Consider the following 22,485-nt stretch of genomic DNA (forward strand, 5'->3'; position numbering starts at 1 on the left):
GTTAAATGATAAAATCAATTCCTGAATGGAGTGAGCAAGAATACCTCATGCTTTCTTTACCTCATGAAAAAAGCGATTGGAGTCCATATTTAGAGGAAATTTTGCAAAGTTATAAAGAATTTGTAAAAGTGGTAAGTGAATTTCAAAAAGTTTTACTTATAGCTCCTAAACAGAGTGATTTTGAAAATTTTAAAGATATAAAAAATGTTGAGTTTTTTAAATGTGATACAAATGATACTTGGATACGTGATTTTGGAGCTATAGATATAGTAGAAAATAATCGTTTAAAGGCTCTTGATTTTACTTTTAATGCTTGGGGAAATAAATTTCAAAGTGAGCTTGATAATGCTGTAAATTCTAAGCTTTTTAAAGAAAAATTTAAAGAGGAGCTTAAAAAGGTGGATTTTATTTTAGAAGGAGGAAGTATTGATTTTAATGGAGAGGATGTGATGCTTACAAGCTCTCATTGTCTTTTAAATGAAAATAGAAATTCTCATCTAAACAAAACTCAAATTGATACAAAATTAAAAGAAATTTTTGGCTTAAAACAAATTATTTGGCTAGAAAATGGTTTCATAAAAGGTGATGATACAGATCATCATATCGATACCTTAGCAAGATTTATAGATAAAAATACCATAGCGCATTGTATTTGTGAAGATGAAGAGGATGAGCATTATTTGCCTTTACAAAAAATGAAAGAAGAGCTTAAAAAAACAGGCTTTGATTTATTAGAACTTCCTATACCTAAGCCTTTATACTATGAAGGAAGAAGATTGGGGGCGACTTATGCGAATTTTGTTTTTATAAATAATGCTTTAATTGTGCCTTTTTACAAGGATAAAAATGATGAAATCATAGCTAAAAGACTTTCTAAAGCTTTACCTAGTCATAAAATTATAGGAGTAGATGCAAGAGTGTTTTTACGACAAAACGGTTCTTTGCATTGTTCTTGTCAAAATCGTTTCAAAGGTTTAAGATGAGTTTGCAAAAAAAAGCAACTCTTGTAGCAAGTTTATGTGCTATTGTTTTAGCCTTGGTTAAATTTATAGTAGGCTTAACAAGTGGTTCTGTTGCAGTACTTTCAAGTGCGATTGATTCTTTAATGGATTTTGCTATTTCTGCTTTTAATTTTTTAGCTCTTAAAAAAAGCTCACAAAAGGCGAATGAAAATTATAATTTTGGTTTTTCTAAAATTGAAGCTTTAATGGGTTTGTTAGAAGGTGTTTTTATAGTTGGCGTGGGGATTTTTATTTTTTATGAGAGTATTTTAAAGATTTATTATAAAGAAGAAATTAAAGATTTAAATTCAAGCATCTATGTGATGATTTTTGCTTTAATTATGACTTTTTTTCTTGTACTTTTTTTAAATTATGTAGCTAAAAAAACCAAAAGTTTGATTATAGAAAGTGATGCTTTGCATTACAAAACAGATTGCTTAACCAATGCTTGTACTTTAGGGGCTTTGGTTTTGATTTATTTTACAAATTTACATATTATTGATGCTATTTTTGGGATAGTGATCAGTCTTTATACGGCGTTTTCTGCTTTTAAAATCATTAAAAAAGCTTTGGCTTTTTTAATGGATGAGGCTTTACCTAAGGAACAAGTGGATAAAATTTGTACTTTGATTTCTAATAATCCTGAAATAATTTCCTATCATGAATTAAAGACGCGTAAAACTCCAAGTTGTAATTATTTAAGCGTGCATTTGGTTTTTTGCCCTATAATTTCGCTTTTAAATGCGCATAAAATTTCAGATGAAATAGAAGAAGGTGTGCGTAAGATGTTTGAAAATGAAAAATGGGATATACAAATTCATTTAGATCCTTATGATGATGCAGAACAAGAAAGGCAAAGACAATGAAAATCGCTTTAATACAACAAAAATTTCACTCAAACAAAGAACAAACTATAAAAAAAACTTGCGAATTTATAGAAGAAGCCTCTAAACAAGGAGCTGAGCTTATTTGTTTAGGAGAGCTTCATCAAAGTGAGTATTTTTGTCAAAGTGAAAATGTGGATTTTTTTGACTATGCTAATGATTATGAAAAAGATGTGAAATTTTGGGCAAATATAGCTAGAAAAAATCAAATAGTGCTTATTGCTTCATTATTTGAAAAACGAAGTGCCGGACTTTATCATAATACTGCAGTGGTTTTTGAAAAAGATGGTTCTATAGCAGGTAAATATCGCAAAATGCACATACCTGATGATCCTTGTTTTTATGAAAAATTTTATTTTACTCCTGGAGATTTGGGTTTTGAACCTATAAATACAAGTTTAGGTAAGCTTGGAGTGCTTATTTGTTGGGATCAGTGGTATCCTGAAGCAGCAAGAATTATGGCTTTAAAAGGAGCTGAGATTCTTATTTATCCCACGGCAATTGGTTGGTTTGATAAGGATGAAGATGAAGAAAAACAAAGGCAGCTCAATGCTTGGCTTGGTGTTCAAAAAGGACATGCTATAGCTAATGGTTTATATGTAGTAGCTATCAATAGAGTAGGTTTTGAAAAAGATGTAAGTGGGGTAGAAGAGGGCATTAGATTTTGGGGAAATTCTTTTGTTTTTGGCCCTCAAGGTGAAGAACTTTGTCTTTTAGATTCTCAAAACGAATGTGTAAAAATCATAGAAATAGATAAAAAAAGAAGTGAAAATGTGCGTCGTTGGTGGCCTTTTTTGCGAGATAGACGCATAGAATATTTTGCAGATTTAACTAAAAGATTTATTGATTAAATCAATAAATCTTATTTGTTTTGTATATTTTCAAGATAGCTTTTTATTTGCTCTTTTTCTTGTTCGTTTAAATTTATAAAACTTATTTCTTTAAGTCTTGATAAAAGCAAATTATCTTCTAAAATTTCATTTTTTCCTATTTCTAAAGAAGTGATGACGCTAGAACTTATGAGAAGTCTTTGGGTTGCATCTTTTCTTAAGCCCCATATATTATGTATGGCAATATTATTATCTGTAATTTGTCCTGCATAAAGCATAATATGTCCAGGTAAATAAAGTAAACTAAGATAAGCTTTCCCAAAGCGGTTTAAAAAATCTTTTTTTTGAGAATTGCTAAGAGTGCTTATATCAAAATGTTTAAAAGAATTTTTTTGTGCAGCTGAATTTCTTGGTAGATAAAGTCCAAAAGCTGAAAAGATATCACGAGTTAGTAAAGAACAATCTCTTTCCAAATTATAACCGCCCCAGCCATAAGGCAAATTTAAAACTTGTGAAAGTTGATTTTTTAAATTTTTATCATTGAATTGTAAAGGAAATTTAGATACATCTTTTTTAGAAATTTTATATTTTTTAGAACCTATTTTTCCATAAAAATAGTTTTTATCTTCTTTGTAGCAAGGATAAATAGCGCCAATTCTACTTTCAAAGAAAAATTTACCATCCTCGCTATAGATAGGAAATTTTTCTTTTAGTGGTGTGATAAAGTTGAGATTTTCATAGATTTTCGCTCTATCGTTTGAGAAAAATTCCAAATTTTTACTTTCAACAAATCCAAATCCAGCTTCACCTAAAACAAAAGCATAACGCTTATCTTTACTAAAATGTGAAATTAAGACAGGGGTTCCAGCATTTAAAATGCCATCGCTTGCATAGTCAAAAGGAATTCCTTCATTTTCAAAAAAAGGATTTTTTAAGATAGCTCTTTGGGTTGGAAGATTTTTAATGATTGTATTTTGGATAATTAAAGCTTTTTGATTAAGTTTACCGAATTCTTGGATATTTGCATTATTTATAGCGTTTTTAAACCATGAAAGTGGAATAATTTGTTTATTGAAAAAATAATAAGTATTTTTTGAATTTAAATATAAAGGAAAGGACCAAAAAATATTTTGTCCTTTGTAATTTTTAAACGAATCATGCCAAGGGTTAAAGAAATATTTTTTATATCGTTTTGCATCAAAATTAATATCGTAAGCAAATTGTGGCAAAATGCTTACATTTTGTTCGTATTCAAGTTTTGCATAATGTTGATTTTCATTTTTTTGTTCTAAATTTTCATGATGAAGTGAAGTTAAATTTTTTGTTGAACAAGCTGTTAAAAATAGCACTATAAAAGTAAAATATAAACAAGATTTCATAATCAACCTTTTAGAAAAAATAGTTATAATTAAAGCCAAGGAAATATAATGCTTGATAAACTAGAAAAAATTTTAGCTTATGATAATGTTTTTTTAAGTGGTGGTGCTGGAGTTGGTAAAAGCTTTTTGACAAATGAGCTTATCAAATCTTATAGAAAACAAAAAAAATTAGCCATAGCTCTTGGTTCTAGTGCTCTATCGGCGTTTAATATAGGCGGTGTTACTTTACACAGCTTTTTTTGTTTAGGGTATTGTGATGATATGATGAAATTAAGCACATTGGATCGCAATCAAAAACAAAAAGAAAAATTAACAAAACTTAAAGAGCTTTTAAAAACGATTGAGCTTATTATTATTGATGAAATTTCCATGGTTAGCGCAAGTGTTTTTGAAATGATAGGCTTTAGACTTAAAAATTCTCAATTTAATGGAAAAATTTTAGTTGTAGGAGATTTTTTTCAACTGCCTCCCGTAATTAAAGAAAAAAAAGAAACTTTATTTAATCATTCTTATTATGCTTTTTCTTCATTTTTTTGGCAAGATTTAAATTTTAAGAACATTAAACTTTCTCAACCTAAAAGAACACAAAATATGGAATTTTATAACTATTTATCTTTGATTAGACAAGGTTTTTTAGATGAAAAAATTTTAAGCTTTTTTGAATCTTTGCGAATTGATTATAAAGAATTAGAAAATTTAGAAGATGATTATACTTTACTTTGTGGTATCAATAAAAAAGTAAACAATATTAATCAAGAAAAATTAAGCAAACTTGAGACCCCACTTGTATGCTTTAAGGCTCAGGTTAAAAAAGAAGATAAGAGAATAAAAGATGAAGAACTTGATTCTTGGATTAGAAGCTTAAATATATTGGAAGAATTAAATATTAAAATAGGTGCTCGTATTATTTTTTGTGTAAATAATTGGGATAAGAATTATTATAATGGTGAGCAAGGCATTATAGAAGATATTCTTTATGAAGAGGAGAAAATTTATATTAGTATTATTAAAAATAATGGGATGAAAATTTTACTTGAACCTTATACTTTTTTCATGGAAGAACTTGAACAATCAGGTAAAGATCTTGTTGTTAATATTCTTGCAAGTGTTACACAGTTTCCTATTAAATTAGCTTATGCTATTACTATACACAAATCACAAGGTATGAGCATTGAAAAATTAGTGTGTGATATTGATCATATTTTTGAAAATGGACAGCTTTATGTCGCTCTTTCTCGCGCTACAAATCCAAATACTTTAAAAATTTATTCTACAAAAAAGATAAATTTTGGATTTTATTTTGCTAATATTTTAAAAATAGATTCTAATGTGATTGATTTTTATAAAAAACATAATTTTTTAGATCTTGAAATACAAGAACAAATCATTTAAAGGCATTAAATGAAAAAAATATTTTTAAGTGTTTTTTTGGCTTTGAGTTTAAATGCTCAAAATCTTGAAATAGATAAAATAAGAACAGATTTGTATTCTAAAAGTGGAGCAAATGTTCTTAAAAAAGTTGAAATTTCTTTGGAATTTGATGGGAATAATTTAAAAGAAAATGAAAATAAGTTGATTGATGCTGTAAATACAGTAATTTCAGGGTTTTTTTACGAAGATATTTTTACAGAAATTGGAAAAAATAATTTTAAAAAAACTTTAGAAAAATTTTTAGATAAGAAGTATAAGATTAAATTAGATGATATATATATCATATCTTTAAGCGGAGTGGAAAAATTTGATTTAGAGGAGTTTAAACGCTTTTTAGAAAGTACTGAGGCTAAAGAGAAAGGTATGGGCAGCGAGGTAAAAAAAGCACTTGAAAACTTAGAAGTTCCTAAAACTCAAGTTCCTGGTGTTGAAAAGATCCCAACTCCTAGTGTTCCAAATTTAGAAGCCAAGCAAGTTGAACAGCTTTTCAAAGATTCAGATGAAGAAAATAAAAATGACAATGGAGAAATCAATATAGATAATTTAAATACACCTAAAATGACTCCAGATATAGAAGAAAAAATTAAAAGAGATTTAATCGCCAATCCTCCACAAATATTCAAAGAAAATAACGTAAGCAAGCCTTATCATTTACCACAAACAGGTTATGATATAAAGCTTGATGAAAATACAACGCAAAATTAGCGAACTATATCATAATTTTGCGGAATTTTTGCCTTAAAAACATCGGAATTAATTTTTGGATTTTTAATTTGATTGTTTAGATTGATTATAACATCATTTTCAAATTCATCTTTATAGGATATGCTTTGAATTTGCTCTTGATTGAGTTTAATTGTATAATTTATATTATCATATTTTGCTACAAGTTTATCTTTATCTATAAGACTTGCTTTTTTGAAAATTTCATTAAGATTTGGAATGTTATCAAGATGAGAGAAAATGACTTGCTCTAGATCGTGCTCTATTATGGTTACTTGATTTTTGTTAATATAAATCTCTTTTTTACTAGGAGTATCATAACTCCAATATGCTTGATCTTTACTCAGTGTAAAATGTCCAGAATAAGAAAGTGTAGAGTTTTTGGATTTTACTATTTGGATAAAATCGCTTGAAAAGGTATTAAAATTAAGATCAAGGGCAAAAAGTTGTCCTATAAAAATAAAAAATATCAAGAATGTTTTTTTCATTTATTTTCCTTAAAAAAATTATATTTTTTATATCATTCTAGCTAATTTTAATTAAATAATCGTTATAATGGTAGTTTGAAAAATTTATAAAGGTTTAAAAATGTTTTTAAATACCTTAAAAGCCGTTTTTGGAACAAAAAATGATCGTGAAGTTAAAAAATACTTCAAGCGTGTAGCACAAATCAATGCTTTAGAAGGCAAATATCAAAATTTAAGCGATGATGAATTAAAAGCCGAATTTGCAAAATTTAAAGAGCAAATTTTAAGCGGAGAAAAAAACGAAAATGATATCTTAAATGATGTTTTTGCTATAGTCAGAGAGACAGGTAAGAGAACTTTAAATATGCGTCATTTTGATGTGCAGTTAATCGGTGGTATGGTTTTACACGATGGAAAAATCGCAGAAATGAAAACAGGAGAAGGTAAAACCCTTGTAGCGACCTTGCCTGTAGTTTTAAATGCCATGAGTGGCAAAGGCGTACATGTCGTTACAGTGAATGATTATCTAGCCAAAAGAGATGCTGAGCAAATGAGTGCGATTTATAATTTTTTAGGTTTTAGCGTAGGCGTGATTCTTTCTTCTCAAAATAGTGACATAGAGCACAAGCAAGCTTATGATTGCGATATTACTTATGGAACCAATAATGAGTTTGGTTTTGATTATTTGCGTGATAATATGAAATTTTCAAAAGTTGAAAAAGTTCAAAGAGAGCATAATTTTGTTATTGTAGATGAAGTAGATAGTATTTTAATTGATGAGGCAAGAACTCCGCTTATCATCAGCGGCCCTACAAATCGCACTTTAGATGGTTATATTAAAGCCAATGAAGTAGCTAAGCAAATGCAAAAAGGCGAAGCAGTTTTACCTCCTGCAAAACCTGAGGGTGATTTTGTGGTAGATGAGAAAAATCGTAGTGTTTTGATTACCGAAGCAGGTATTGCTAAGGCTGAAAAACTTTTTGGTGTAGAAAATTTATACAGTCTTGATAATGCTATCTTAGCACATCAGCTTGATCAAGCTTTAAAGGCACATAATCTTTTTGAAAAAGATGTGCATTATGTTTTAAGAAATAATGAAGTTATCATCGTTGATGAATTTACAGGGCGTTTAAGCGAAGGACGTCGTTTTAGCGAAGGATTGCATCAAGCTTTAGAAGCTAAAGAAAATGTAAAAATTCAAGAAGAAAGCCAAACTCTAGCAGATATTACTTTTCAAAATTATTTTAGAATGTACAATAAACTCGCAGGTATGACAGGAACTGCACAAACAGAAGCGACTGAATTTTCTCAAATTTATAGTTTAGATGTTATTTCTATACCGACAAATATTCCTATTAAAAGACAAGATAAAGATGATCTTATCTATAAAACTCAAAATGAAAAATTTAAAGCCGTAATTGAAGAGATTAAAAAAGCCAATGCTAAAGGTCAGCCTGTGCTTGTAGGAACCGCAAGTATAGAACGCAGTGAAGTTTTTCACAATATGCTTGTAAAAGAGAAAATCCCTCATCATGTTTTAAATGCTAAAAATCACGAGCAAGAAGCTTTGATTATCCAAGATGCAGGTAAAAAAGGTGCCGTAACTATCGCTACAAATATGGCAGGTCGTGGTGTGGATATAAAAATCGATGATGAGATTAGGGCTTTGGGTGGGCTTTATATCATAGGTACAGAAAGACATGAAAGCCGCCGTATTGATAATCAACTTCGTGGTCGTGCAGGAAGGCAGGGCGATCCTGGAATAAGTCGTTTTTATCTAAGTTTAGAAGATAATCTTTTAAGAATTTTTGGTGGGGATCGTATTAAAAGCATTATGGATCGCTTAGGTATAGAAGAGGGCGAAAGCATAGAGTCAAGAATCGTTACAAGAGCGGTTGAAAATGCGCAAAAAAAAGTAGAAAGCTTACATTTTGAAAGCAGAAAGCATTTGTTAGAATACGATGATGTAGCAAATGAACAAAGAAAAACTATTTATCGTTATCGTAATGAGCTTTTAGATGAAAACTATGATATTAGAGCTAAAATTTCTCAAAATATCGCTGAATATAGCGCAAATGTAATGAATGATTATATGCTTGATGAAAGCGGTTCTAATGTAAATTTTGAAAATTTGAAAGCAAAAATTTTATATGAGTGTTCAACTCAGATTAGTGAAAAAGATTTTGAAAATTTAAGCGTCATTGAAATGCAAGATAAGCTAAGTCAAATTCTTGAAAATTCTTATAACGAAAAGATGTCAAGACTTGAGATTAAAGAATTGCGTAATATAGAGCGTATTTTATATTTGCAAGTTTTGGATAATGCTTGGAGAGAGCATTTGTATCAAATGGATATTTTAAAAACAGGAATAGGACTTCGCGGATACAATCAAAAAGATCCTCTTGTGGAATATAAGAAAGAAAGTTATAATCTTTTCTTGGAGCTAGTTAATCGTATTAAATTTGATAGTATTAAACTACTTTTTAGTGTGCAATTTAATCAAGAAGAGGTACAAAATTTAGAAAATAAAGCCAATGAAGAAAATGAAAAGCTACTTCAAAGCTCAGTAGAAATGGGCGCAAGCGAAGATAATCTTGGCGAAGCTGAGTTTAAAAAAGTTCCACGCAATGCTCCTTGTCCTTGCGGAAGTGGAAAAAAATTTAAAGAATGCCATGGAAAAAGTGGTCCTAAGCAAGGAATTTTAGCTTGAATAAAAGCGTTTTAAAATATTTACTTTTTAAATATTTAAGATTTGATAAAGAACAACCCTTTATCAATCTTTCTATGCTTTTGGCCTTTTTAGGAGTTTGTGTAGGACTTTGCGTTTTGCTTGTAGCTATGGCAATTATGAATGGTTTTGATAAAGAATTTGAAAAACGCTTTTTTGTGATGAATTATCCTATTACTATTTTGCCTAAATTTTACGCTCCTGTAAATGATGAATTTATAGATGAGTTAAGAAAAACATTTCCAAATTTGTTATTTAGCCCTTATATAAGTACTCAAGTTGTTGTAAAGGGAGATAATCGTTTTGAAGGTGGTGTGCTTTTTGGCGTTAATTTTAATGATGAAAAAAAAATAAACGAAGTGGTTGCTAAAGCTTTAAAGGATGAGAATTTAAGTGGTTTTGATATACTTGTAGGATCAGCACTTATTGATGAATTTGGTTTGCATAAAAATGACAAACTTTCACTTATTTTTTCAAATCTTAATCCTAGTGGATTTTCTTTAGTACCGCAAACTAAACGTTTTGATGTTAAAGCGCGTTTTACTTCAGGGCTTGCATTTTATGATAAAGCTTATATGTATACAGATGTTGATGCATTGAAAAAAGTACTTGGAATGCCTAAAAATCCAAATTATGATGGAGTTCATGTATATAGTGATAATGCTTTTAAGGATGTTGAAAAAATTAAATCTTATTTAAAAGACGATTATGCTGTAGTAGGCTGGTGGGAACAAAATAAAAATTTCTTTTCAGCCTTAGAGCTTGAGAAAAGAGCGCTTTTTATAGTGTTGATGCTTATTATTTTGGTTGCAAGTTTAAATATAGTAAGTTCTTTATTGATGATAGTAATGAATCGTCGCAGTGAAATAGCACTTTTGCTTGCCCTAGGTGCAAGCAAAAATGAGGTAAAAAAGAGTTTTTTTGCCTTAGGCATGCTTATTGGCGGCGGCGGTATGATAGTGGGTGTGATGCTTGCATTTTTTGCTTTATGGCTTTTAGGAAATTTTGATATTGTAACTTTACCTGCTGATGTTTATGGAACCAGTAAATTACCACTTGATTTGTCTTTAATGGATTTTTCTTTAACCATTATAGGTGCTTTAATAATCATAGCTTTATCGTCTTTTTATCCTGCAAAAAAAGCAACTCAAATTAATATTTTAGATACTTTAAGAAATGAATAAATTGTAATTTTGGAGATTTTTATTGTCTTTGTTTATCCAAAAAAATAAGAATTTTAAACCTTTAAAACCTCTATCAAAGTCAAAAATAATCACTAATTTAATTCTTTTGATTTTATTTTTAATATTGTTTTGTTATTGTGGTTTTAGTATAAGTGCTTATCATTTTGATTTTAGTGCAATTGCGACCTATAAAGAAAAATTTCTTCAAGGTTTTTTAAATACTTTAATAATCAGTTTTTTTTCTTTATTGTTGAGTATAATTTTAGGTGGAGTTTTTTGTGCTTTTTCTTTAAGTTCGATTGTTTTTTTAAGATTTTTATCTACATTTTACATAGAGCTTGTCAGAGGAACCCCTTTACTAGTGCAGGTATTATTGATATATTATATCATTGCAAATAATTTAGGACTTGATAATCGATATGTGGCTGGAGTTATTATTTTATCATGTTTTTCTGCTGCTTACTTAGCTGAAATATTTAGAGCTGGAATTTTAAGTATTTCTATATCTCAGCTTGAGAGCGCTAGGGCTTTAGGGTTAAAAGAGATGCAGGTTTTTGCGTATGTAATTTTTCCCCAAGCTTTAAAAAATATTTTAGCACCGCTGAGTGGACAATTTGCAAATTTAATTAAAGATAGTTCATTATTAAGCGTCATTGCTGTAAATGAATTAACCCAAAGTGCACAAGAGATAAATTCTTATACTTTTGCTACTCTTGAAGCTTATGTAATTTTGGCTATTACATATCTTGTTTTGACTTTACCTATAAGTATATTTTCTCGTTATTTGGAGAGAAAATGCCAAAAATGATTTAAAAAAGCTTGACAAATAGAGCTAATTTTGGCATAATCACATTTTTATTTCAGAAAATGTCTCGTTAGCTCAGTCGGTAGAGCATCTCCCTTTTAAGGAGGGGGCCGTTGGTTCGAATCCAACACGGGACACCATTATAAAGGTCGCTTAGCTCAGTTGGTAGAGCGCCACCCTTACAAGGTGGATGTCATAAGTTCGAGTCTTATAGTGACCACCATTTTATAAAATCATAAATAGGTTTTATAATCTCTACTTCTTTACTTTGGATGCAGCGGTAGTTCAGCTGGTTAGAATGCCGCCCTGTCACGGCGGAGGTCGCGGGTTCGAGCCCCGTCCGCTGCGCCATCTTGTCTCGTTAGCTCAGCCGGTAGAGCATCTCCCTTTTAAGGAGGGGGCCGTTGGTTCGAATCCAACACGGGACACCATTTTTATTGTTAGGGTTATGACCCTTTCGTCTAGTGGCCCAGGACAACACTCTCTCTGTGTGGAAACAGAGGTTCAAATCCTCTAGGGGTCGCCAATCATAGGTCGCTTAGCTCAGTTGGTAGAGCGCCACCCTTACAAGGTGGATGTCATAAGTTCGAGTCTTATAGTGACCACCATTTTATAAAATCATAAATAGGTTTTATAATCTCTACTTCTTTACTTTGGATGCAGCGGTAGTTCAGCTGGTTAGAATGCCGCCCTGTCACGGCGGAGGTCGCGGGTTCGAGCCCCGTCCGCTGCGCCATCTTGCTTGGTAACAATTTTATAAGTATAATTTGCAAAATAATAAAAAATAGAGCTAAGGAAAAAAATGCTTATTATTGGACATAAATTATTAAAAAATTTAGATTTTTCTTTTATTGAAAGTGTTGAAGAAGTTAAAGATAATAAAGTTTATTGTATTGTTTATGATGAAAAATTGATTTCTTATTTAAGTCAAAATGATTTTGAATTTGCTATTTTAGCGCAAAATAAAGACGAGATATTTTTAGCCAATGCTTTAGGAGCTAAATTTTTGCTATGCAATGATAAAAAACTTGCAAAATTTGCTAGCAAGGTTGCAGAATTTTATGTTTTTGATAGTAGGGTTTTAATGATTGTTGATAAATTAGAGAATTTTAAAAAATTTTATAAATTAAAAATCGATGGAATTATTTTAAAAGATAATATAGATAATTTTCCTAAATTTGTAAAATAAGTGCTAATTGACGAGGTTTAAATAATGCAAAAAAAATCTTTTTTGAAAATTTACGGATTAATTCCTTTTTTACTTATAGCATTCATCAATGCTTTTGTGGATTTGGGACATAAAATTATTATTCAAAATACTATTTATAAGGCCTATGAAGGAAGCGAGCAGTTATTTTTAAATGCTATAGTTAATGCTTTGATTTTACTTCCTTTTATTCTTATGCTTTCTCCTTCGGGTTTTTTAGCGGATAAATATCCAAAAAATATTGTAATGAAAATTTCAGCAATTTTCAATGTTATACTCACTTTAATAATTTGCATTTGTTACTATAGCGGTGCTTTTTGGATGGCTTTTATTTTTACTTTTATAATGGGAGCACAAGCAGCGATTTATTCACCAAGCAAATACGGTTTTATCAAAGAACTTGTAGGAAAAGACTTTCTTGCTATGGGCAATGGTGTAATTAATGCAGTAAGCATTATGGCAATCTTAGCAGGAATGGCTTTATTTTCTTTAAGTTTTGAAAGTCTTTATAGCTCTACGTATAATCAAACAGATGAAATTTTAAAAGAAGTAGCGCCTTTAGGAATTGTGCTAATTTTATTTTCTTGTATCGAAGTATTTTTTGCGTGGCGTTTACCTAAGCTCAAACAAACAAATAAAGATTTAGTTTTTAATAAAAAAGACTATATTCATGGAAAACTTCTAATAAATAATCTTAAGCTTGTTTTTAAAAATAAAACTATTTGGCTTTGCATAATAGGAATTTCATTTTTTTGGGCTATATCTCAACTTTATCTTGTTAGCTTTCCTGTCTTTGTCAAAAATGAACTTTTCATAGAAAATACTTTTTATGTGCAAATTTCACTCGCTTTTTCTGGTATAGGAGTGATTTTAGGCTCTTTAGTAGCTGGTAAATTTTCAAAAAATTATATAGAACTTGGACTTATTCCACTTGGTGCATTGGGTATGTTTTTAATGGCTTTTTTAATGCCTTATTTTGTAAGTTTATTAAGTTATAGTTTTTTATTTTTCTTTTTTGGATTTTGCGGAGCTCTTTTTATCATTCCTTTAAATACTTTAGTCCAATTTCATGCCAAAGAAAATGAATTGGGACAAATTCTTGCAGGAAATAATTTTTTTCAAAATATTGCCATGTTAGGATTTTTACTCTTAGCAACTTTATTTGCAAAATTTGAAATCAATGTAGTTTATTTGTTTTATTTTATTACTTTAGTAACCTTTATAGGAAGTTTTTATATACTTTTAAAACTCCCCTTTTCTTTAGTGCGTATACTTTTAAGCATAGCTTTTTTGCAACGATACCGCTTACTTGTAGAAGGTTTTGAAAATATACCAGAAAAAGGTGGAGCTTTGCTTTTAGGTAATCATATTTCTTTTATTGATTGGGCTGTTGTACAAATGGCAATTCCAAGAAAAATTTATTTTGTTATGGAAAGAAGTATTTATTCTAAATGGTATATTAAAATTTTTCTTGATAAATTTGGTATTATTCCTGTATCAAGTACAGGAAGTAAGACGAGTTTAGAACTGATAGCAAAGCATATCAAAGAAGGTAATTTAGTTTGCTTGTTTCCTGAAGGTACGCTTTCAAGACATGGACAATTAAATGAATTTAAAGCAGGATTTGAATTAGCTTGTGAATATTTAAGCGAAGATGATGGAAAAATTATTCCTTTTTATATAAGAGGACTTTGGGGTAGTGCTTTTTCAAGAAGCGATGAAGAATTTTCAGCAAGAAACCGCACTTTAAATAAAAGAAAAATTGCTATAGCTTTTGGTAAAGCTATGCCTTTGCATTCTAAAAAAGATGAAGTTAAAGCTAAAGTTTTTGAACTTTCTTTTATGGCTTGGAAATCACAATGCGAAGCTATGCATACTATAGCAAGAGCTTGGATAGATACAGCTAAAAAAAATCTAAATCAAATAGCTATTATCGATACACTAGCTGGAGATATTTCTTATAGAAAAATGTTGAGTCTTAGTTTAATTCTTAATTTTTTTATTAAAAGAAAATCCAAAGAATTAAACATTAACTCTCGGCGTGGAAGTTACGCTCCTAAAGAGGAAGCTATAGGAATTTTATTACCTGCTTCTTTTGCAAGTTCTTTAACCAATCTATCTGTTTTAATCGCAGAAAAAATTGCAGTAAATCTTAATTTTACGGCTGGAGAAAAAGCTCTAAAAGCAGCTATAAAAAATGCGCAAATTTCACAAATTTATACTTCTAAAACTTTTTTAGAAAAATTAGCAAATAAAGGTATAAACCTAAATTTCGATACAAATATACATTTAATTTATTTTGAAGATATTGTAGAAGATTTTAAAATGCAAAAAACTAAAATTTTTAGCATGATGTTAGCAGTTAGTATTATACCTAGTTTTATACTCAAAAGCATCTTCACTCCTTCAAAAAACAATCTTGCCATCGCAGCTATTTTGTTTAGTAGCGGAAGTGAGGGTTCTCCAAAAGGTGTTATGCTCAATAACCGTAATATTTTAAGCAATATAGCACAAATTTCTGATGTGCTTTGCACAAGAAACAATGATGTCATTCTCTCATCTTTACCACCTTTTCATGCTTTTGGACTTACCGTAACTACATTTTTGCCTTTGCTTGAAGGTATTAAAAGTATCACTTTTGCAGATCCAACTGATGCCTTAGGGGTTGCCAAAACTGTTGCTAAAAATAATGTCACTATTATGTGTGGAACTTCAACCTTTTTAGGAATTTATGCAAGAAATAAAAAACTTGATGCTTTAATGTTTGAAAGCTTAAGAATAGTTGTATCAGGTGCTGAAAAACTAAAAAATGAAGTAAGAACTGCTTTTGAAATGAAGTTTAAAAAAAGCATTTTTGAAGGTTATGGAGCTACGGAAACTACACCTGTAGCGAGTGTAAATTTACCAAATCGTTTTGATGCGGATTATTGGCTTATACATCGTGCCAATAAAGAAGGAAGTGTAGGAATGCCTCTACCTGGAACTGCGGTACGTATTGTTGATCCAAATAATTATGAAAATTTAAAAACAAATGAAGATGGACTCATACTTATAGGCGGTCATCAAGTTATGGTAGGCTATCTTAATAACAAAGAAAAAACCGATGAAGTTATTAAAGAAATTGATGGCATAAGATGGTACAACACGGGAGATAAGGGACATTTGGATGAAGATGGTTTTTTATATATTGTCGATCGTTATTCTCGCTTTGCAAAAATTGGCGGAGAGATGATTTCTTTGGGTGCAATAGAAGAAGAAATTGCCAAATTCATAGATACTGAAGTGGTTAAATTTTGTGCCACATCTTTAGAAGATGAGAAAAAAGGGGAACAAATTGCTTTACTCATAGAATGTAATAATGAAATTTTTGAAAGAGTATGTGAGATTATAAAAAATTCTAATATACCTACACTTTTTAAACCTAGATATTATTTTCAAATAGAAAAAATTCCCCTCCTAGGTTCAGGAAAAGTTGATCTTAAAAAAGTTAAAGAATTAGCTAAAAATTTAGCCATATAATTTGAGCTTATAACAAAGCCCAAATTAAAATTGGCATAGAAACAAAAGCAAAAAGAACTCCAAAGGCTACAGCACTTACGGCTAAATTGCTATCTAGTTTAGCTTTCATTACCATAGCTCCTGCTAAGGTCATAGTAGGAGCTGCGCTTTCTATAATAGCAACAATGGTAGAATTTTTTAATTCTAAATTAAATATTTTTAAACAAAATACAAAAAATAAAGGAGCTAAAATCATTTTAGCAAAGATGACAATTACTGTAGGTTTGTAAGAGGTTTTAATCGCCATAAAGCCAAGTCCTAAACCTATGGCAAAAAGTGCAACAGGGGTTGCAGAAGCGCCAAATAAACGAATAGGAGAGAAAATAAATTCAGGTAAAGTAATTAATTTGCACAAAAAACCAAAAAGCAAAGCTAAAAAAGGTGGAAAACTAAGAATTTTTTTAACATTAGCAAGTAAACTGACTTTTTCTCCATTTCCCAAAGAAAGTATAAAAGGTCCAAAAAGTGATATAGGTAAAGTTGTGGCTAAAGCATCGTAAAATATAACTTCAGCGCTAAATTGTGGGTCATTAAATATACCAGCAACAATAGGCATACCCACAAATATAGTATTTCCAAAACAAGAAAGCAAAAACATACTGACTAAAGTTACTTTAGAAAAATGAAAAACTTTTCCAATAAGAATAGCAAAAAAAGCTGCTAGTATACAGCTAAACAATCCAATAAAAATAAAAATAATCAATGAAAAATCAAAATTTAAATGATATGCTTTATCGAAAATCAAACAAGGTAAAGCAAAAATAATAGCAAAATCTAAAAAAGTCCTAGCTTGTTTTTGCTTTAAAACGCCAATTCTTTTGGCAAAATATCCGCCTGCAAGTAAAATAAAAATTGTAAATAATGGTATAAAAACAAACATTGAATAATCCTTTTTAAGGGATGGTTTTTGAAAACGGATAGAATTATATTCTTTATACTTAAAAAAAATCTTAATATTTTTTAAGTTTTTTAAAAAACCAATATTTTTTATTTTTTGTAACTTTAAGAAATTGTAAGTTGAAATTTGATTTTGAATAGTTGGTATTTTAAGTTGAATGATTATAATTTTAAATAATGGTGCGGTTAGCGAGATTTGAACTCGCACACGCGGAGCGCACCACCCCCTCAAGATGGCGTGTCTACCAATTCCACCATAACCGCATAAAAAAAAGCCCAAAAAAGGGCTTTAATCAGTTTTATTGTAAAACTATAAAAGGATTTGCATAAAGTGCTATTAGCGCGATAACAAGAGCATAGATAACTTGTGCTTCAATCATCGCTAAAGCGATAAACATAGTTGTCATTAATTTTGGCCCAAGACCAGGGTTTCTAGCTGTTCCTGCAATTGTTGCCGCTGCGGTATTACCCATACCGATAGCACCACCAAGTGCTGCAACACCAAGACCTAAACCTGCTGCAAGAACTGAAAATGCTTTAATCCATATATTGATAGCTTCTTGCTCTACTGGAGCGTTAGTTTCAGCTGCAAAAGCTACTGCTGCACATGCTAATAATAAAAAAAGAACTTTTTTCATTATCTTAACCTTTCTATAAAAAATATTTTTCAATTTTTAAATCAGTTCGGCTTGCGTATCCCTACTTAAGACTTAAAAATAAAGCCGAATTATAACCAAAAGTATCTTTATTTTTATTGAAATTTACAAAAATTCACATTTTTGATTTAAATTTGATTGTTTTTAATAAAGCTTAAAAGTTTTTTTGCTTTAATAATATTTTAAAATAATTTTTAAATTAAGGTTGTAACATTGAGTTCTAAATTTTCAAAAATAGGTTTCATTTTAGCGGTAGCAGGTTCAGCAGTGGGCTTGGGTAATGCTTGGAAATTTCCAACACTAGTAGGTCAAAGTGGTGGATCTGCTTTTATCTTGCTTTATATAATTCTTACTTTAGGTGTAGGTTTTGTGATATTTTTAGCTGAGCTTAGCATAGGAAAAATTAGTGAAAAAGATCCGGTTAATGCCTATGAAAAGTTAGCACCTTCAAATAAAAAAACTTGGTCTTATGTTGGTTTTACTATGGTGGGGGCGATTTTAATAGTTTCTTTTTATACCTTGGTGATTGGCTGGATAGTTAAATATGTGTTTTTAAGTATCACTGGAAATTTGCCTATGGATCTAGAAGTAAGTAAAGCGCAGTTTGGATTTTTTACAAGTGAGGATTTTTTAAGTCAGTTTATTTGTTTTACTTTAGTTTTTTTATGTGTTTTTTATATTGTTTCTAAAGGTGTTAAGAATGGGATTGAAAAGTTAAATGTTTGGATGATGCCTTCATTGTTTATTTTACTTATTTTGATGCTTGTTTATGCTATTAGTAAAGATGGTTTTATGATGGCGGTTAAATTTCTTTTTGTGCCTGATTTTTCCAAAATCAACACTTCAAATGTTCTTGAAGCCTTAGGGCTTGCCTTTTTTAGTCTTTCTTTGGGCGTTGGAACGATTATTACTTATTCTGCTAGTCTGCCTGATAAAACTAATTTTATTACCAGTACTTTAAATATTATTTTTATCAATCTTTTAGTTGGTTTATTAATGGGTTTGGTTGTTTTTACTTTTATCTTTGAATTTGGTTACAATCCTAATCAGCAAGGACCAGGACTTGTTTTTATTTCCTTGGCTACTTTATTTGAAAAAATTGGGGTGATTGGTTGTATTTTTGGAGCAGCATTTTTTATTTCTTTAATCTTTGCTGGTATTACTTCAGCTGTTTCAATGATAGAGCCTTTTGCTTTTTACCTTATTAATACTTTTGGTATGAGCCGTAAAAAAGCTTTGATTTTAATAGGAATTGTTGTTTATATTTTAGGAATGTTGTGTATTTTATCTTCTTTAAAAAGTACTCAGTTTGGATTTTTTGGAATGAGTTTTTTTGATTTGCTTGATAGTATTTCAAGTAAGGTTATTATGCCTTTAGGTGGAATTTTGGCAGCTATTTTTGTGGGATTTGTGATGAAAAAAGAAGCTTTAAAAATTTTATTTGAACCTTATATGAGGGGTATATTTTTTGAACTTTGGTATGTGTTTTTGAGATTTATTTCCCCTTTGGCTGTTGTTATAGTTATGATAGCCGCTTTTTTAAAGTGAGTTTGAAAAATAATGAGAACATATTTTTCAAAAATCGGTTTTGTATTGGCTGTTGCTGGTGGAGCCGTTGGTTTAGGTAATGCTTGGAAATTTCCAACTTTAAGTGCAGAAAATGGTGGTTTTGTTTTTGTGCTTTTATATTTGTTTTTTACTTTAACCATAGGATTTAGTATTTTTTTGGCTGAAGTGGCTATGGGACGTTTAAGTAAAAGTGATCTTGCAAATGCTTATTCAAATCTTGCCATAAAATATGGCAATAGATGGCGATATGGCGGCGTTTTTATGTTAGGTGGTATTTTTGTTCTCTCTTTTTATCTAGTTATCATGGGATGGGTTTTAAAATATACTGTAGTTAGTCTTTATTATCTTCCTAAAACTTTAGATGAAGCAGCAAGTAATTTTCAGAATTTAATTACTGCAAATTTGACAAGTTCTGTTTTTTTCTTCATTTTATCTTTTTTTCTTACTTTATTGATAGTATCTAAAGGTTTAATCAAAGGGATTGAAAAATTAAACGTTGTTATAATGCCTAGCTTATTTTTAATGCTTGTTTTTATGTTGTTTTATTGTATGGGATTTAAGCAAGGTTTTGCAAATGCTTTTTCTTATTTATTTTATCCTGATTTTTCACATTTTAAATTTAGCTCTATTGCCGAAGCTTTAGGGCTTGCATTTTTTACCTTATGCTTGGGAATAGGTTGTATAGTTACATATTCATCAGCCTTGGATAAAAAAACAAATTTTATAAAAAGTTCAGTGTATATTGTTTTGATTAACTTATTGATTTCTTTTATCATGGGACTTATTGTTTTTACTTTTATCTTTGAATTTGGAGCCGATCCGCATACTCAAGGAGCAGGAATTGTTTTTGTATCCTTGATGAGTTTGTTTAATCAACTTGGAGCTTTAGGCTATATTTTTGCATTTTGTTTTTTCTTAGCACTTTTTTTTGCTGGTATTACTTCAGCTGTTTCAATGATAGAGCCTTTAACTTTTTATATGATTAATAACTATCAAATTTCTCGTGTTAAAGCTCTATTTTTAATAGGTTTATTTGTTTTTGTTTTTGGAATTTGTTGTATCTTGTCGTTAAATTTAAATTTTTTTTCTATGTTTAGTTTTTTTGGTAAAGATTTTTTTACTTTATTGGATAAATTAACTTCAAATTTTTTACTTCCACTTGGTGCTATAGTATGCTCTATATTTGTAGGTTTTTTTATGAATAAAAAACAAATTTATAAAATTTTTTCTAAATTTATAAGTCGAAAAATTTTCTTAATTTGGTTGTTTTTTATTCGTTTTATATCGCCTATAGCAATAATTTTGGTAATGTGTTATCAAATTTTTGTATAATAATGAAAAAATATTTTTTTAAGGAAAAATAATGGCTAAAAAATTCATCGATGTAATGGATACAAGCTTTAGAGATGGTTTTCAGTCTGTTTATGGAGCTAGGGTTTTAATGGATGATTTTTTTCCTGCAGTAGAAGCAGCAAAAGAAGCAGGAATTACACATTTTGAATTTGGCGGTGGTGCTAGATTTCAAAGCTTGTATTTTTATCTTAATGAAGATGCTTTTACCATGATGGATAGATTTAGGGCTATTGTAGGAAAAGATACCAATCTTCAAACTTTAGCAAGAGGGGTTAATACTGTTACTTTAGATACTGGAAGTAGTGAACTTATTGATTTGCATGCAAAACTTTTTGCAAAACACGGTACTACAACGATAAGAAATTTTGATGCCCTTAATGATGTAAATAATTTAAAATTTAGTGGTGAATGTATAGTAAAACATGGGTTAAAGCATGAAATTACTATTACTTTAATGGATTTACCGCCAAATTGTAAAGGTGCTCATGATGTGCCTTTTTATGAAAAAATTTTAAAAGAAATTTTAGCAGCAGAAATTCCTTTTCATAGTATTTGTTTCAAAGATGCAAGTGGGACTTCTAATCCAAATAAAATTTATGAAACCATTAAAATGGCAAGAAAAATTTTACCTCAAGATATGCATATTAGACTTCATACGCATGAAACTGCAGGGGTGAGTATAGCCTGCTATCTTGCAGCACTTGAAGCAGGGGTTGATGGTATCGATTTGGCTGCGGCTCCAGTAAGTGGCGGAACCTCTCAACCTGATATTTTAACCATGATGCATGCTTTAAAAGGCAAAGATTATGATTTAGGCGGACTTGAGGAAGAAAAAATTCTAAAATACGAAGAAGTTTTAAAAGATTGTTTAAAAGAATATTTTTTACCACCTGAAGCTACTATGGTAAATCCACTTATTCCTTTTTCTCCTATGCCAGGAGGAGCTTTAACAGCAAATACACAAATGATGAGAGATAATAATATCTTAGATAAATTTCCACAAGTCATTCATGCTATGAGAGAAGTTGTAGAAAAAGGTGGATTTGGTACTTCGGTTACTCCAGTTTCTCAATTTTATTTTCAACAAGCTTTTAATAATGTGATGTTTGGACCTTGGAAAAAAATAGCAGAAGGTTATGGAAAAATGGTGCTTGGTTATTTTGGAAAAACTCCTGTTACACCCGATGCAAATATTGTTGAACTTGCTTCAAAACAACTTAATTTAGAACCTACTACAGAGCTTGCTATTAATATAGCTGATAAAGATGAGAGTAAAAGTATAGTTTATACTAAAACCTTGCTTGAAAAAGAGAGTATAGAAACGAGTGAAGAAAATATATTTATTGCAGCAGCTTGTAAAGAAAAAGGTATAGCATTTTTAAAAGGAGAGGCAAAGGTAAATGTACGCAAATTAGCTAGTATGCCAAAGCCTATGAGTGTAGATGAAAACAAATTTACCGTAGCTGTAAATGGTAATAAATATCATGTAGAGGTAAGCTATGGTTTTGATAAAGATGTTAATGTTAAAAGTGTAAAAAAAGTAGAAGAAAATAAAAATATTGTTTCTTCAAATTCAACAAGTTCTGTAGATGCTGAAAATGAAGTTTTAGCAGGTATTTCAGGTAATGTCTTTAAAATTTATGTTAACGAAGGTGAAGAAGTAAAATCAGGTCAAGCCATCATGGTTTTAGAAGCAATGAAAATGGAGATTGAAGTTAATGCCCCAAAAGATGGAATTATTTCAGAGCTTTGTATTAAAATAGGCGATACTGTTAACGAAGGTGAAGTATTAGCTATCTATAAGAATTAAAGT

At 30.0% G+C, this 22,485-nt stretch carries 17 protein-coding genes and 8 tRNA genes; 20 read left to right on the forward strand and 5 right to left on the reverse strand.

Annotation, left to right across the window (positions count from 1 at the left end; genetic code table 11):
* The first annotated feature begins 5 nt into the window (after window positions 1-5).
* Genes ELQ12_RS01780 through ELQ12_RS01790 form a run of 3 tightly spaced genes read left to right on the forward strand, consistent with a single transcriptional unit; the run spans window position 6 to window position 2,736 of the window.
* Window positions 6-983: an agmatine deiminase family protein gene (locus ELQ12_RS01780; RefSeq protein WP_134264541.1), complete on the forward strand. Its 978-nt coding sequence runs from the start codon at window positions 6-8 to the stop codon at window positions 981-983.
* A complete protein-coding gene (locus ELQ12_RS01785; RefSeq protein ID WP_002853697.1) occupies window positions 980-1,867 on the forward strand; it encodes a cation diffusion facilitator family transporter in 888 nt (295 codons plus the stop codon). The genes ELQ12_RS01780 and ELQ12_RS01785 overlap by 4 nt, the downstream gene beginning before the upstream one ends.
* Window positions 1,864-2,736, forward strand: a complete 873-nt coding sequence (locus ELQ12_RS01790; protein ID WP_126210197.1) for an N-carbamoylputrescine amidohydrolase — start codon at window positions 1,864-1,866, stop codon at window positions 2,734-2,736. Before ELQ12_RS01785 ends, ELQ12_RS01790 begins: the two co-directional genes overlap by 4 nt.
* Before the next feature lie 11 nt (window positions 2,737-2,747).
* On the opposite strand, the gene ELQ12_RS01795 is transcribed toward ELQ12_RS01790, so the two are convergent.
* The gene (locus ELQ12_RS01795; RefSeq protein WP_134264542.1) at window positions 2,748-4,094 is read right to left on the reverse strand and encodes an SH3 domain-containing C40 family peptidase; all 1,347 of its coding nucleotides are present in this window, start codon (window positions 4,092-4,094) and stop codon (window positions 2,748-2,750) included.
* A gap of 48 nt (window positions 4,095-4,142) precedes the next feature.
* Between ELQ12_RS01795 and pif1 the strand changes: the two genes are divergently transcribed.
* A complete protein-coding gene (pif1, locus tag ELQ12_RS01800) occupies window positions 4,143-5,486 on the forward strand; it encodes an ATP-dependent DNA helicase Pif1 (protein ID WP_002861696.1) in 1,344 nt (447 codons plus the stop codon).
* A gap of 9 nt (window positions 5,487-5,495) precedes the next feature.
* Complete coding sequence (locus ELQ12_RS01805; protein WP_134264543.1) at window positions 5,496-6,230, forward strand: hypothetical protein; 735 nt, start codon at window positions 5,496-5,498, stop codon at window positions 6,228-6,230.
* Here the strand turns inward: ELQ12_RS01805 and lolA are convergent.
* On the reverse strand, window positions 6,227-6,736 hold the full coding sequence (gene lolA / locus ELQ12_RS01810; RefSeq protein WP_070242963.1) for a LolA-like outer membrane lipoprotein chaperone: 510 nt from the start codon (window positions 6,734-6,736) through the stop codon (window positions 6,227-6,229). The genes ELQ12_RS01805 and lolA overlap by 4 nt on opposite strands.
* Before the next feature lie 100 nt (window positions 6,737-6,836).
* Between lolA and secA the strand changes: the two genes are divergently transcribed.
* From secA to ELQ12_RS01870, 12 genes are all read left to right on the forward strand, one after another.
* On the forward strand, window positions 6,837-9,425 hold the full coding sequence (gene secA / locus ELQ12_RS01815; RefSeq protein ID WP_044780278.1) for a preprotein translocase subunit SecA: 2,589 nt from the start codon (window positions 6,837-6,839) through the stop codon (window positions 9,423-9,425).
* Window positions 9,422-10,627, forward strand: a complete 1,206-nt coding sequence (locus tag ELQ12_RS01820; protein WP_002861692.1) for an ABC transporter permease — start codon at window positions 9,422-9,424, stop codon at window positions 10,625-10,627. Before secA ends, ELQ12_RS01820 begins: the two co-directional genes overlap by 4 nt.
* A gap of 22 nt (window positions 10,628-10,649) precedes the next feature.
* Window positions 10,650-11,435, forward strand: coding sequence for an amino acid ABC transporter permease (locus tag ELQ12_RS01825; RefSeq protein WP_070242964.1), 786 nt, complete (start codon window positions 10,650-10,652; stop codon window positions 11,433-11,435).
* Window positions 11,436-11,496: 61 nt separating this feature from the next.
* A tRNA-Lys gene (locus tag ELQ12_RS01830) sits at window positions 11,497-11,572 on the forward strand.
* A 7-nt stretch (window positions 11,573-11,579) separates the two neighbouring features.
* Window positions 11,580-11,655 (forward strand) — tRNA-Val (locus tag ELQ12_RS01835).
* 51 nt (window positions 11,656-11,706) lie between these two features.
* A tRNA-Asp gene (locus ELQ12_RS01840) sits at window positions 11,707-11,783 on the forward strand.
* A 4-nt stretch (window positions 11,784-11,787) separates the two neighbouring features.
* Window positions 11,788-11,863 (forward strand) — tRNA-Lys (locus ELQ12_RS01845).
* A 19-nt stretch (window positions 11,864-11,882) separates the two neighbouring features.
* A tRNA-Arg gene (locus ELQ12_RS01850) sits at window positions 11,883-11,958 on the forward strand.
* Between the two features lie 6 nt (window positions 11,959-11,964).
* A tRNA-Val gene (locus tag ELQ12_RS01855) sits at window positions 11,965-12,040 on the forward strand.
* A gap of 51 nt (window positions 12,041-12,091) precedes the next feature.
* Window positions 12,092-12,168: transfer RNA gene (locus ELQ12_RS01860), tRNA-Asp, on the forward strand.
* Between the two features lie 66 nt (window positions 12,169-12,234).
* Window positions 12,235-12,621 (forward strand): hypothetical protein, encoded by a 387-nt coding sequence (locus ELQ12_RS01865; protein ID WP_070243244.1) that lies wholly within the window; start codon window positions 12,235-12,237, stop codon window positions 12,619-12,621.
* Window positions 12,622-12,645: 24 nt separating this feature from the next.
* Window positions 12,646-16,158: an acyl-[ACP]--phospholipid O-acyltransferase gene (locus tag ELQ12_RS01870; RefSeq protein ID WP_002861689.1), complete on the forward strand. Its 3,513-nt coding sequence runs from the start codon at window positions 12,646-12,648 to the stop codon at window positions 16,156-16,158.
* A gap of 7 nt (window positions 16,159-16,165) precedes the next feature.
* Here ELQ12_RS01870 and ELQ12_RS01875 read toward each other — a convergent pair whose 3' ends face one another.
* The 3 genes from ELQ12_RS01875 to ELQ12_RS01885 form a co-directional block, all read right to left on the reverse strand.
* On the reverse strand, window positions 16,166-17,077 hold the full coding sequence (locus ELQ12_RS01875; RefSeq protein ID WP_002861688.1) for an AEC family transporter: 912 nt from the start codon (window positions 17,075-17,077) through the stop codon (window positions 16,166-16,168).
* A 195-nt stretch (window positions 17,078-17,272) separates the two neighbouring features.
* Window positions 17,273-17,358 (reverse strand) — tRNA-Leu (locus ELQ12_RS01880).
* A gap of 35 nt (window positions 17,359-17,393) precedes the next feature.
* Window positions 17,394-17,732 (reverse strand): F0F1 ATP synthase subunit C, encoded by a 339-nt coding sequence (locus ELQ12_RS01885; protein WP_052949384.1) that lies wholly within the window; start codon window positions 17,730-17,732, stop codon window positions 17,394-17,396.
* A gap of 231 nt (window positions 17,733-17,963) precedes the next feature.
* Here ELQ12_RS01885 and ELQ12_RS01890 point away from each other — a divergent pair, with 231 nt between their 5' ends.
* Genes ELQ12_RS01890 through ELQ12_RS01900 form a run of 3 tightly spaced genes read left to right on the forward strand, consistent with a single transcriptional unit; the run spans window position 17,964 to window position 22,482 of the window.
* Window positions 17,964-19,298 carry a sodium-dependent transporter gene (locus ELQ12_RS01890; protein WP_052949385.1) on the forward strand — a complete coding sequence of 445 codons (1,335 nt, stop codon included), beginning with the start codon at window positions 17,964-17,966 and terminating at the stop codon, window positions 19,296-19,298.
* A gap of 12 nt (window positions 19,299-19,310) precedes the next feature.
* Window positions 19,311-20,651, forward strand: coding sequence for a sodium-dependent transporter (locus ELQ12_RS01895; RefSeq protein ID WP_052949386.1), 1,341 nt, complete (start codon window positions 19,311-19,313; stop codon window positions 20,649-20,651).
* A gap of 31 nt (window positions 20,652-20,682) precedes the next feature.
* Entirely contained in the window at window positions 20,683-22,482 is a 1,800-nt protein-coding gene (locus ELQ12_RS01900; RefSeq protein WP_052949387.1) for a biotin/lipoyl-containing protein, read from the forward strand.
* Window positions 22,483-22,485 lie beyond the last annotated feature (3 nt).

Origin of the sequence: Campylobacter sp. US25a (assembly GCF_004379075.1) — a bacterium.
Lineage (GTDB): Bacteria > Campylobacterota > Campylobacteria > Campylobacterales > Campylobacteraceae > Campylobacter_D > Campylobacter_D jejuni.